The sequence below is a fragment of the Streptomyces cirratus genome (assembly GCF_014650775.1).
GTDB lineage: Bacteria > Actinomycetota > Actinomycetes > Streptomycetales > Streptomycetaceae > Streptomyces > Streptomyces cirratus.
Genome location: NZ_BMVP01000013.1, coordinates 121553 through 132910, shown reverse-complemented (window position 1 = coordinate 132910; position 11358 = coordinate 121553). Strand labels below are relative to the sequence as shown.

The 11358-nt window shown below is 72.9% G+C and carries 14 protein-coding genes; 10 read left to right on the top strand and 4 right to left on the bottom strand.

Annotated features, from left to right (window positions below):
* Positions 1 to 2 precede the first annotated feature (2 nt).
* From IE207_RS26065 to IE207_RS26055, 3 genes are read left to right on the top strand one after another with little or no spacing between them, the layout of a single operon-like run.
* On the top strand, positions 3 to 614 hold the full coding sequence (locus IE207_RS26065) for a GNAT family N-acetyltransferase (RefSeq protein ID WP_190186748.1): 612 nt from the start codon (positions 3 to 5) through the stop codon (positions 612 to 614).
* Positions 611 to 1624: a C45 family autoproteolytic acyltransferase/hydrolase gene (locus tag IE207_RS26060; protein WP_190186747.1), complete on the top strand. Its 1014-nt coding sequence runs from the start codon at positions 611 to 613 to the stop codon at positions 1622 to 1624. The genes IE207_RS26065 and IE207_RS26060 overlap by 4 nt, the downstream gene beginning before the upstream one ends.
* A gap of 18 nt (positions 1625 to 1642) precedes the next feature.
* Positions 1643 to 2305, top strand: a complete 663-nt coding sequence (locus IE207_RS26055; RefSeq protein WP_190186746.1) for a 4'-phosphopantetheinyl transferase family protein — start codon at positions 1643 to 1645, stop codon at positions 2303 to 2305.
* A 29-nt stretch (positions 2306 to 2334) separates the two neighbouring features.
* On the opposite strand, the gene IE207_RS26050 is transcribed toward IE207_RS26055, so the two are convergent.
* Entirely contained in the window at positions 2335 to 2691 is a 357-nt protein-coding gene (locus IE207_RS26050) for a nuclear transport factor 2 family protein (RefSeq protein WP_190186745.1), read from the bottom strand.
* Positions 2692 to 2817: 126 nt separating this feature from the next.
* Between IE207_RS26050 and IE207_RS26045 the strand changes: the two genes are divergently transcribed.
* The gene (locus tag IE207_RS26045; RefSeq protein ID WP_190186744.1) at positions 2818 to 3420 is read left to right on the top strand and encodes a TetR/AcrR family transcriptional regulator; all 603 of its coding nucleotides are present in this window, start codon (positions 2818 to 2820) and stop codon (positions 3418 to 3420) included.
* Between the two features lie 60 nt (positions 3421 to 3480).
* On the opposite strand, the gene IE207_RS26040 is transcribed toward IE207_RS26045, so the two are convergent.
* Entirely contained in the window at positions 3481 to 4062 is a 582-nt protein-coding gene (locus tag IE207_RS26040; protein ID WP_190186743.1) for a TetR/AcrR family transcriptional regulator, read from the bottom strand.
* Between the two features lie 103 nt (positions 4063 to 4165).
* Here IE207_RS26040 and IE207_RS26035 point away from each other — a divergent pair, with 103 nt between their 5' ends.
* Together IE207_RS26035 and IE207_RS26030 are read left to right on the top strand one after the other, a co-directional pair.
* Entirely contained in the window at positions 4166 to 4612 is a 447-nt protein-coding gene (locus IE207_RS26035) for an anthrone oxygenase family protein (protein ID WP_190186742.1), read from the top strand.
* Positions 4613 to 4867: 255 nt separating this feature from the next.
* Positions 4868 to 5551 carry a TetR/AcrR family transcriptional regulator gene (locus IE207_RS26030; protein ID WP_190186741.1) on the top strand — a complete coding sequence of 228 codons (684 nt, stop codon included), beginning with the start codon at positions 4868 to 4870 and terminating at the stop codon, positions 5549 to 5551.
* Between the two features lie 57 nt (positions 5552 to 5608).
* On the opposite strand, the gene IE207_RS26025 is transcribed toward IE207_RS26030, so the two are convergent.
* Positions 5609 to 6259 carry an NADPH-dependent F420 reductase gene (locus IE207_RS26025; protein ID WP_190186740.1) on the bottom strand — a complete coding sequence of 217 codons (651 nt, stop codon included), beginning with the start codon at positions 6257 to 6259 and terminating at the stop codon, positions 5609 to 5611.
* A 74-nt stretch (positions 6260 to 6333) separates the two neighbouring features.
* Here IE207_RS26025 and IE207_RS26020 point away from each other — a divergent pair, with 74 nt between their 5' ends.
* Both IE207_RS26020 and IE207_RS26015 read left to right on the top strand, forming a co-directional pair.
* On the top strand, positions 6334 to 6726 hold the full coding sequence (locus IE207_RS26020; RefSeq protein WP_190186739.1) for a winged helix-turn-helix transcriptional regulator: 393 nt from the start codon (positions 6334 to 6336) through the stop codon (positions 6724 to 6726).
* Positions 6727 to 6815: 89 nt separating this feature from the next.
* Positions 6816 to 8192 carry a serine hydrolase domain-containing protein gene (locus IE207_RS26015; protein WP_190186738.1) on the top strand — a complete coding sequence of 459 codons (1377 nt, stop codon included), beginning with the start codon at positions 6816 to 6818 and terminating at the stop codon, positions 8190 to 8192.
* Positions 8193 to 8199: 7 nt separating this feature from the next.
* On the opposite strand, the gene IE207_RS26010 is transcribed toward IE207_RS26015, so the two are convergent.
* Positions 8200 to 9186 (bottom strand): ArsR/SmtB family transcription factor, encoded by a 987-nt coding sequence (locus IE207_RS26010; protein WP_190186737.1) that lies wholly within the window; start codon positions 9184 to 9186, stop codon positions 8200 to 8202.
* 55 nt (positions 9187 to 9241) lie between these two features.
* Between IE207_RS26010 and IE207_RS26005 the strand changes: the two genes are divergently transcribed.
* Both IE207_RS26005 and IE207_RS26000 read left to right on the top strand, forming a co-directional pair.
* Positions 9242 to 10510 carry an MFS transporter gene (locus tag IE207_RS26005; RefSeq protein WP_190186736.1) on the top strand — a complete coding sequence of 423 codons (1269 nt, stop codon included), beginning with the start codon at positions 9242 to 9244 and terminating at the stop codon, positions 10508 to 10510.
* Positions 10511 to 10791: 281 nt separating this feature from the next.
* A complete protein-coding gene (locus IE207_RS26000) occupies positions 10792 to 11343 on the top strand; it encodes a helix-turn-helix domain-containing protein (protein WP_190186735.1) in 552 nt (183 codons plus the stop codon).
* The last annotated feature ends 15 nt before the right edge of the window (positions 11344 to 11358 follow it).

Sequence of the window (11358 nt, the reverse complement as noted above, 5' to 3'; positions counted from 1 at the left end):
CCATGACGACCAACTGGGCCACGGACGCCGCCGCCATCCTGGAGAACGACCGTGTGCGGCTGACCCCGGTCACCGAGACGGACCGCGAGGGCGTCCGCGCCGTCGCCATGGACCCCGACATCTGGCGCTACTTCGTCTCCGCCGTCGAGAACGACACCGACTTCGAAACCTTCTTCGACGCCATGCTCGCCGACCAGGACGCCGGCCGCCGCGCCGTCTACGTCATCACCGACAAGGCGACCGGCCGGATCGCCGGCAGCATGAGCTTCGGCAACATGGCCGAAGCCGACCGGCGCCTGGAGATCGGCTGGTCCTGGCTCGGCCGCGACTTCCGCGGCAAGGGCATCAACCACTGGGCGAAGGCGCTGCTCCTCGCGCACGCCTTCGACGTCCTGGAGGCCGAGCGCGTCGAGTTCAAGACCGACGTCCTCAACATCCAGGCCCGGCGCGGACTGCGCAACATCGGCGCCACCGAGGAAGGCACGCTGCGCAGCTTCAACTTCATGCCCGGAGGCCGGCGCCGCGACGCCGTCTTCTACAGCGTCCTGCGCGCCGAATGGCCCGAGGTGGGCGCCGCCCTCGCCTGGGGCCCGAAGACGGCCGTCACCGCATGAGCGTCACCTTCGTCGCCGCCGGGGGCACCGCGCGCGAAGTCGGCCGTACGCACGGCGCGGCCCTCGCCGCGCCGCTGCGGGCCTTCCTCGACGACGGCCTCGCCCGCCTGAACCACCTCAAGGACGCCCCCCTTTCGCTCGACGGGCTCCGGCCGTCGATCGCCGCCTACCGGGCGGCGGTCACGGCCGCCCTGCCGGACCTCGCCGAGGAGGTGGCGGGGCTCGCGGAAGGAGCCCGCATCACCGAGGACGAAGCCTGGCTGCTCCAGCTGCGCCGCGAGCTCATGGGCTACTCCAAGATCCGCACCGGCGGGGACTGCACCACGTACGCCCGCACCGGGGCCGCCCCCGTCCTGGCCCAGACGGTGGACCTCAGCGGCAACCTCGACACCCACATCACCGTCCTGCGCACCCCGCGCTCGCTGGTCCTCAGCTTCGCCGGACTGCTGGGCTACCTCGGGCTCAACCGCGCCGGCCTCGCCGTCGGGCTGAACCTGGTGCTCGGCGGCGCGTGGCGGCCGGGGGTGCCGCCGTACCTGGCGATACGCCACCTCCTGGACCACGCGGGGAGCGTCGGGGAGGCACTCAAACTCCTCGCGGACCTGCCACTGGCCAGCTCCCGCTCACTGACGCTGTGCGACCGCGAGCGCGCGGTGTACGTGGAACACCTGGACGGGGAACTCCGGGTGGGCCAAGGCCCCGACCCGGTGCACACCAACCACTTCCTGCACCCCGACTTCGCCCCGGCGGACGAACTCAACGTCTTCGCCCGCAACTCCTCGCTGCGCCGCCTGCGCGCGGCGACCGAGGGCCTGGCCCGCATCGCCCCGGCCGCCCCGGCCGAGGACCACTTCGCCCTGCTCGCGCGCCCGCCGGTCTGCGTCCCGGACCGGGGGGACATCCGCGCCGAACGCACCGTCGCGGCGGTGGTGCTCTTCCCGGACGAGGGTGAGCTGCACCTGCGCCCGGGCGACCCCTCGCAGAACGCGACACGGACCTTCACCCTCTGACGGAAAGGAGTGAGGAGGATGGACGCATGGCTGGTCGACCTCGACCAGGTCGCTCCCACCGACATCACCGACTTCGACGGCCTCACCGAGGAAGAGCTGCGGCGCGGAGCCGAGTTCGTCCACGCCCGGGCCGCCCACCGCTTCTTCCGCGCCCGGCTCACCGTCCGCAGGCTGCTGGCCGAACGCCTCGGGCTCGACCCGCGCGACCTGCGCATCCACTACGACCGGGCGGGCAAGCCCTACCTCCCCGACCAGCCCGGCACCCACATCAGCTGGTCCCGCTCCGACGGCCTGCTGCTGCTGGGCGCGACCGAGACCGGGCCGGTCGGGGTGGACGTGGAACTCGTCCGGCCCGCTGCCACCAGCATGGAGGTCCTGTCCTTCGTCTACCCCGCGGCCCCCGCCACGGCCACGCCCCGTGCCTTCTTCCACGCCTGGACCCTGCTCGAAGCGGCGGTCAAGGCCACCGGCCGCGGCCTGGCGCGGGGCGCGAAGGAGGTCGACCTCGACTTCGCCCCGGACGGCGCGGTCAGCCTCCGCGGCATCACCGGCCACGGCCCCCACCCCTGGCACGGCCACACCTCCCTCCACCCCACCCACCCCACCGCCCCGTCGGCCATGACCGCCTTCGTCTCCCACGACCTCCCCCCGTTCCGCATCCGCCCCTGGCCGCCACGCTGACCCCGGGACCTGCTGCGACCGGGGGCCGGTCAGCCCTTGACGTACCCGAAGCTCTCGGCGATCAGACCGTCCTCCAGCCGGGTCACGTTGACGCCCCGGACGAAGTCGTCCGCCCCGGGACCCCACTTGAGCAGCCACCGGCACACGGCCCGCTCGCCGGCCGTCCAGAGCTCCTCCACGACGAAGGCGGTCCCCTCGTCGGCGGCGATCGAGCTCCAGAACCGCAGGCACTCGTCGTACCCGACGTGCCTCGTCCCGTCGGGGGCCGGCCCCGAGTTCTCCAGGAGGCAGTCCGGCGCGAGGACGTCCTTCAGGAGGCCGGGGTCGTGCTGCCGGAACGCCCGGTTGAACTGCTCGATGACCTTGCGCGTCCGCTCGTCCGACATCGGGTGCTCCCGCCAAGATTATGGACCGATCGGTCCGGGACTGATCGGTCCATTTTCGTCCGACGCAAAACCCCCTGTCAACCGTATGCTGGGTGACCGCCAGCGAGAGGGGAAAGGAGCCCGGACATGGCGCGCACGCCGGCACCAGGCACGAGGCGACGCATCCTGGAGACGTCGGCCAGACTCTTCGGCGAGCAGGGGGTCAGGGCCGTCGGCATGCAGCAGGTGATCGACGCGACCGGAGTCGGCAAAAGCCTTCTCTACCGCGAGTTCGCCGGCAAGGACGAACTGGTCGCGGCCTGGCTGCGCGAGAGCGACGCCCAGTGGTGGGAGCAGGCGGAGCGGGTCACGGCTCCCCACTCCGGCGACCCGGTCCGCCAGATCCTCGCGCTGATGGAGTTCCTCCACGACAGCGTCCAGGAGCCGGACTTCCACGGCTGCGTCTTCTACAACACCTCCAGCGAGTTCCGCGACCCCGGGCACCCGGGCCGCCGGGAGGCCAAGCTGCACCTCCAGGCGTTGCGGGACTGGTTGCGCGACAAGGGGGCGCTGGCCGGCGCGGGGGACCCCGACGGCATGGCCGACGCGCTGATGCTCGTCATCGGCGGTCTGCTCGCCAACGGCGAGGTCCTCGGGGTGCGCGGCCCGGCCCGGATGGCGCCCGCGACGGCCGAGTTGATCGTCCGTCAGTACTGCCCGGACACCGCGGTCGCCCCGCCCGTCGCGTAGCGGGCGGCCACCGCGGTCCGGCCGGCGGGCAGCCGGGGCCGCCCCGGCCCCGGCCGCCCGCTACCGCCGGGGAACGAAGCGGTCGACCAGCAGCGTGAGCCGGTCGGCCACCCGGTCGCCGGGCAGGCGGCCGGCCCGGGTGAGGGTGACCAGGCCGTGCAGCGCCGCCCAGAACGTCTCGACGTACAGCCCCGGTTCCTCGTCCGGGCGCACGTGCGCGGCGAGCGGGTCCAGCAGGGCCCGGAACGCCGCGCGCAGCGGGGCCGGCGTGGCCTCGTCGGCGTAGGGCAGGCCGTTGTCGAGGCTGAAGACCGCGTCGTACACGGCGGGGTTGCGCGCCGCGAAGTCGGTGTAGGCGCGCGCCAGCGCGGCCACCGCCTCCCGCCCGTCCGACCCGGCCGGTACCGCTGCGCGCAGCGCGCCCGCCAGCTCGGCGGCCCCCTCCAGCGCGACCGCCCCGATGATCTCCCGCTTGCCGCGGAAGTGGCTGTAGAGCACGGGCTGGCTGTACTCGATCCGCTCCGCGAGCCGGCGCGTGGTGACGGCGTCCCAGCCCTGGGCCTCCGCGAGTTCGCGCGCCGTGGCGACGATCAGCCGGTGGCGGTCGGCCCGCTCCCGTTCCTTGCGTTCCTGTGTCGACATGCCCTCATTCTAGCGTTGCTAGACAATCGAGCGCCGACATGTCTAGCATTGCATCGGAAGCTAGCATCGCTAGAAGTGATGGGCTGTCACCCTGGGAGGGGTCATGCAGGACGTACTGGCCGTCGTCACGGTCGTCGTGGTCGGACTGATGGTGGGCGTGGAGTTCGCGGTGGCGGTGTTCGTCAACCCGATCCTCGACCGGCTCCCCGACGACGGCGGCCTCGCCGCCCGCAGCGACGGCGCACGCGTCCTCGGCCGCGTCATGCCCGTCTGGTACATCGGCTCGGTCGTCCTGGGCGCCGTGTGGGCGGCGGTTTCGTGGGGCGGCCCGGGCGCCTCCCTCATCGTCTCCGGCGCCGCGCTGCTCGTGGTGAGCGTGGTGATGTCGATCCTGCTGCTCGTACCGATCAACTCCCGCGTCGCCACCTGGTCGCGCGACGGCATACCCGCCGACTGGAAGCAGCAGGTCAACCGCTGGGACCGCTTCCACTACGTCCGCGTCGCCGTCATCGTCGCCGCCTTCGCCCTCTTCACCGTTGCCCTGGCTTAGGGCGCGTTTCGAAAGTCCCGCCTGCCCCGCGACGCCCGGCACGCACGCTCGCCGCGTTGTCGGGATCGCCCGCGTACGGCCCGGTACGAGGGCGACCCTCCGCCTTGCGATCGCACGCACCGGACGCCGCGGGGCCCGCCCTTCGGGCGGCCGGCGCTACTTTCGAAACACGCCCTAGCCCCCGCGCCTTGCGACGCACCGCACCGGACGCCGCGACCCGGCAGACCTTCCCGGCCGCAGCACTAGGGTGAACGCATGGCGCGCGAGTCACTGACCAAGGAACAGATCGTCCGCACGGCGATCGAGCTGCTGGATGAGGAAGGCCTCGAAGGCCTGAACATGCGCAGCCTCGGCAAGCGGCTCGGTACCGTCGCCACCGCCGTCTACTGGCACGTCAAGAACAAGGACGACCTCGTCCTGCTCGTCGGCGACCAGGTGTGGGGCGAGATCGAGCTGCCCGATCTCGACGCCGTCGACTGGCGCACCGCCGCCACCCGGATGGCCACCAGCCTGCACGCCATGCTCACCCGCCACCTCTGGCTGGTCCAGGCCTTCGGCTCGTACCTCTTCTACGGCCCCGGAAAAGCCCGCCACGACGACCACAACCTCGCCGTGTACGAGGCGGCCGGTTTCACCGGCGCCGCCGCGGACCAGGCGGCGGCCGGCGTCTTCACCTACGTCCTCGGCAGCGTCCTCGGCGCCTCGGCCACCGCCACCCTCACCCGCAGGATCAGCCGCGACGGCGGCGACCCCGAGGAGGTGTTCAACGAGACGATGGCCAAGGCCACCGAGTCCGTGATGGACTACCCGCGCCTGCGCGCCCGCCTCGGGACGCCGAGCGCCTCGTACGACGCCGCTCCGCACGACACCTTCGACTTCGGCCTCCAAGCCCTGCTGGACGGGCTCCAGGACCGGATCCCCCCTGCCGGCCGCCGGTGAGCCGGCGGGTGCGCGGGCTGCGAACGGAAACCGCCGTGCCGTCTTCCGGTCACAGCACTAGTGATCCGGTCCGGCCGCGTAGGCCAGCGGAGGCGCGATCGCCTGCGCATCCGCTCCCTCGCCGACCCACAGGGAGATGAACAGCGCGGCGGTCGCCTCCAGGAGTCCCGAACGTCCGAGACCCCCGCCGGCCACGGGTTCGCAGCCCACGTCCCGCACCAGCTCGCGTACCCGCACCAGGGCCGTCTCGTCGTCCCCGCAGACCGGCACGGCCAGCGGTCGCCCGTCGAAGACCGGCGGCCGCATGCGCCACACGTCCTCGTGGCAGAGGTTGAAAGCCTTGACCACGTGGGCTCCCGGCGCCGCCGCGGCAAGTCGCTGCGCGGCTGAGGGGCCTCCTTCCGTGAGCAGCCCGAAGCCCGGCCCGACCGGGTTGGAGCAGTCGAGCAGCACCTTGCCCTCCAGGGCCGCGCGCAGGTCCCGTGCCACGTCCACTCCCGCCCCGAAGGGCAGCGCGGCCAGCACCACCTGACCGGACTCGGCCGCCGCGCGCAGACCGGCGGGCTTCGCGCCGCCTCCGACGCGCGTCGCGAGCCGCTCCGCCTTGTGCGGGTCCCGGCCACCGATCGTGACCTCGTGCCCGGCCCGCACCCAGTGGGTGGCGAGCGCGTCGGCCATGTTGCCCGTACCCAGTACACCGATTCTCATCGCGCGGTCCCTCTCCGTCCCTGCTTCGATCGTCCACGCCGACGCTAGACGGCCGTTCGGGCACCATGTGGTACGTGACCACCGATTCCCTCCTCGCCGACTGCCGCGCCCGCCTCGCCTTCGACCTGCTCTCCAACACCTGGAACGCCGTGGTGCTCTGGGCACTGCGCGACGGCCCCAGGCGCCCGGTCGAACTTCGGGAGCGGATCGGGGGCATCAGTTCCAAGGTCCTCACCGAGACCCTGCGCCGGCTGCAGTCCAACGGACTGGTCGACCGGCAGGCAGACGCCGGGGGCCACCAGGTCGAGTACCGACTCACCGCTCTGGGCCGGACCTTGCTGGCGCCCATCGATGCCGTCGGCGCATGGGCCTTCGAGTACGGCGAGGAGGTGATGGCCGCCCGGGAAGCAGCAAGCGCTCCCGACCCGCAGTCCCCTCGTCCACCTGTTCCCGACGACTTGAACTAAGTTCATTCCCACCCTTGCGCCACGCTCGGGGCCGCCATAGGCTTCTCCTGTACTTAGTTCAAGTCGAGCGCTCGAAGCACGGGGGAAACATGTCGCAGGAGAAGCTGTCCGAGTTCGTCGCCGCGCAGGCCGGGGAGTTCGACGTCCCCGGCGTCGCGGTGGGCGTCCTGATCGACGGTCAGGAGTTCCACGCCTCACACGGCGTGACGCACGTCGGCAACCCGCTTCCGGTCGACGACAAGACGCTCTTCCACCTGGGATCGGTGACCAAGACCTTCACCTCGACCGCGCTGATGCGCCTGGTCGCCGAGGGCAAGGTGGAGCTGGACGCACCCGTGCGCCGCTACGTCCCCGAACTCCGGCTCGCCGACGAGCGGAGCGCGGCGGCCATCACCGTACTCAACCTGCTCAACCACACCGCGGGTCTGGACTGGAACCTCATCGACACGGACGAGGGAACCGGCTCGCTGTCCGAGTTCGTGGCGAAGATGTCCGAACTGCCCCTGATCGGGCCGCCCGGTGCGCGCCCCTCGTACAGCCAGGCCGGCTACAACCTGGCGGGGCGGATCATCGAGAAGGTGACCGGCCTGCCCTTCGAGAAGGCCGTGGCCTCACTGGTCCTCGAACCCGCCGGGCTGGCCAACACCTTCTTCGACATCGACGAGATCATGATCCGGCGGTTCGCCGTCGGGCACAACCGCGACGAGGACGGGGCCCTGCGCCCCGCGCGGCCGTGGCGGGCCAACCCGAGCGGCGCCCTCGCCAACAACCCCGGCGGCGGCATCGCCTCCTCGGTGAGCGACCTGCTGAGCTGGGCCCGCTTCCATCTCGGCGCGGGGGACGGCGTCCTGCCCGCCCAGGCGCTGCACAGCATGAAGGAGCCGACGGTCGCGCTGCGCGCCAGCACCCTCGGGGACGCCTTCGGGATCTGCTGGTTCCTGCGCGAGGTGGACGGCGTGGGCACGGTCGGGCACGGCGGATCGGGCAACGGGCAGTTCGCCGACCTGCTCCTCGTCCCCGAACGGAACTTCGCCGTCGTCTCCCTGGCCAACGCCGGCCCCGAGGGCTACCCCTTCAACCAGTCCGTCGTCCGCTGGGCGCTGGAGCACTACCTCGGCGTGGTCGACGAGGACCCGGAGCCGGTCCCCTTCGAGGCGACGCGGGCGCGGGAGGTCGCGGGCCGGTACGAGATCGACGCGATGAACCTCGACATCGCCGTCGACGGCGCCCGGCTCACCCTCGCGGCGGAGATCAAGCCGGAGATCCGCGAGGCCTCGGAGGCCGACATGCCCCCGGGCTACGCTCCGGCCGAGATGGGGTTCCTGCCCGGCGACGGCGACGAGTACATCGTCACCGAGGGCGGCCTGAAGGGGCAGCGCGGCTTCTTCACCCGGGACGCGGACGGCTCGGTCACCGGCGTCGACCTCGCCGGCCGCCTCTTCACCCGTACGCCCGCCACCACCTGACCCCCGCTCACCCCGCCGCCGCGAGCCCGTCCCCGAGCGGGCTGCGCCGGTACAGCACCTGCCGGCCCTGCCGCGCCCGGGTGACCAGGCCGGCCGCGTGCAGCACCCGCAGGTGCTGGGACACGGCGCTCGGGGTGACCCGAAGCCGGCGGGCCAGCTCCACCGTGGCCAGCGGCTCCGCCAGCAGACCCAGCAGCCGCGCCCTCGGGGCGCCGAGCAGCGGCACGAGGGCCGCCCCGGCCCCGCCCGCGTCCGCCACCGGCCCCCACAGCGTCGCCACCCCGCGGCTCGGGTAGATCAGCGACGGCGCCTCCAGCGCACTGACCGGAGGCGCCGGCTTGTGCGCGAAGACCGAGGGCACGAGGAGCAGGCCCCGCCCGGACGCCTTGACCCGGTGCCTGCCGATCATCTTGTCGATGTGCAGGACACCCTCGTGCCAGCGCAGGCTCGGATGCATGTCGGCGAACAACCGCCGCGCCCCGCCCATCGCGAGCCGCCGGGCGCGGTAGGTCATGTCCGCCTCGACCACGAGCCGCATCTGCGGCCACAACGGCTCGACGGCGATCTCCCAGTACCGCCGCAGGAGAGCGCAGATCCGGTCGCGCAGGGCGGCCACGGCCGCGTCGTCACCGTCCTCCGCGGCGCCCAGCGGCTGCGGAGGACGGCCCGGCGCGTGCGCGGCCAGCAGATCGCGACGCACCAGCGCGGGCGGCGTCCGGCGCGCGAGGGCGAGTTCGTCCTCGAAGGACGGGTCGAAGACCGTCGGCCGCGGGGTCAGGAAGTCGGGCAGCGTGAGCCGCACCGCCACCAGCGACATCAACAGCCCCGTATCCAGGCCGCCGAGCGCACCGAGTACGGACCTCCGCCACGGCAGGTGCACGGCGGACAGGCCCGGATCGTGCAGCACCCGCAGACTGAGCACCGTCTCGCTGAGCGGCGACACGGCGAACCGGGTGTCGGCGAGGTCCTCGACCCCGAGCTCGAAGCTGATCATTAAGTCACACGCTACATCGATTGGCGGCCCGCCGGCCATGGCGTGGACTTCCCCCATGACCTCCCCCGCCCTCGCTCCGCGCACGGGCCCGGCCGGCGCCCCCGGCCTGAGCCGCCGACTGGTCCTCCTGCTGGCCGTGACCTGCGCCGTGGCCGTGGGCAACCTCTACTTCCCGCAGGCCATCGGCCCGCTGATCGCCACCGCCCTGCACGTGCCGGCCGACCGGGCCGCCCTGGTCGTCACCACCACGCAACTGGGCTACACCGCCGGGATGGTGCTCCTCGTGCCCCTCGGCGACCGGATCCGCCACGGCACGCTCCTGGTCGCCCTGCTCTCCCTCAGCGGGCTCGCCCTGCTGGCCGCGGGCTGCGCCCCCGCCCTGCCGCCACTGGCCGCCGCGAGCGCCCTGGTCGGGCTGACCACCGTCGCCGCCCAGATCATCAGCCCGCTGGCGGCCGGCCTGGTCGCGCCCGACCACCGGGGGGCGGTACTCGGCACCCTGCTCAGCGGCTCGACCGGCGGCATGCTGCTGGCCCGTACGTTCAGCGGCACCGTCGGCGAGTGGCTGGGCTGGCGGGCCCCCTACCTGGTGGCCGCCGCCGCGGCCCTGGTGCTCGCGGCCGTCATGGCGTACGCGGTCCCGTCCACCACCCCCGCCGCGTCCGCCACCCGGGGTTCCTACGTCGCGCTCCTGGCCGAACCGCCGCGCCTGCTGCGGGCCGAGCCGGAACTGCGCCGGTCCTGCTTCTACCAGGCCACCGTCTTCGGCGGGTTCTCCGCCGTCTGGACCTGCCTGGCGCTGCTGCTGACCGGCCCGGTCTACGGCTACGGGGCCGAGGCCGTCGGCCTGCTCGCCCTGGTCGGGGCGGGCACCATGCTGTGCACGCCGTACGCGGGGCGCCTGGTGGACCGTCACGGGCCGGGCCGCGTCAACCTGGTCTCCCTGCTCGGGGTCCTCACCGCGGCCGGGGTCCTCGCGGCGGGGTCCCTCGGCGGCGCGGCCGGCCTGACCGCCCTCACCGCTGGCACCCTGCTGCTGGACGTCGCCATGCAGTCCGGCACGCTGGCCAACGTCTCACGGGTGTACGCCCTGCGCGCCGACGCCCGCAGCAGGCTCAACACCGCCTACATGACCTGCGCCTACCTGGGCGGCACCGCCGGCTCCTGGCTCGGCGTCCGCGCCTACACCGCCGTCGGCTGGCCCGCGGTCTGCGCCCTCGTCGCCCTCCTGGCATCAGCGGCGCTCACCCGCCACCTCGCCCCGCGCCGCCCAACTGGAGCACCCCACCCCCGCATGCAACGACCGCGGCGGGACCGGCCATAGGTCCGGCCACGGCAGCGGTCGCAACGGACACCCCCGTGCCCCATTGCGACCGCCCGCCCGACGGCGCGTTCTCCAGTCAAGTAGATGACCGTTCGCGACGGCCCGTCTCCAGTTGACTAGATGGCGGCCGCCTTGAAACATACGCGTCGGCCGACCGCCCCTGTCAAGTCGGTTAGATTGTTGGCGGGCGGGCCGGCCCCAGCCGACATCCAGTCGAGTAGAGATGACACACGACACCGCAACAGTGACCGCTGAACCGGTGACGACCGAGGAGTGCCGCGATGGGTGAGTACAACAGCGCGGGCGAGCAGGGCCAGGGTCCCATCGCCCACCGGCTCGATCACCTGATCCGCACCCTGCATCCCAGGGACCGCGGCCCCTACACCTACCAGGAGATCGCCGACTCCATCCGCGAGCAGGCCGGCCCCGACGACCCGACCGTCTCCCACGGCACCATCCACAGCCTCCACAAGGGCAAGGTCACCAACCCGAGCGTCGACACCCTGCGCGCCCTCGGCAAGTTCTTCGGCGTGGGAGCCAAGTACTTCCTCGACGACGAGGTCGCCGCCCGCACCGACGCCCGCATCAGGGAACTCCGCGAAGGCGCCGACCGGGCCGAAGCCGGCCGCGAACTGGCCGACGCCCTGGAGGACAAGCAGGTCAAGGCCGTCGCGTTCCGTCTGAAAGGGCTGTCGGCCGCCGCCCTGCGCGGCATCACGTCCATCGTCGACGGCGCCCGCCAGGCCGAGGGCCTGCCCCGCGTCGACCGGACCCCCGCGGCGGCCCCCGCCACAGGCCCCGCCGCGGTCCCCGACCAGCCCTCCCGCCCGTAGCCGGCGGCCGTACCG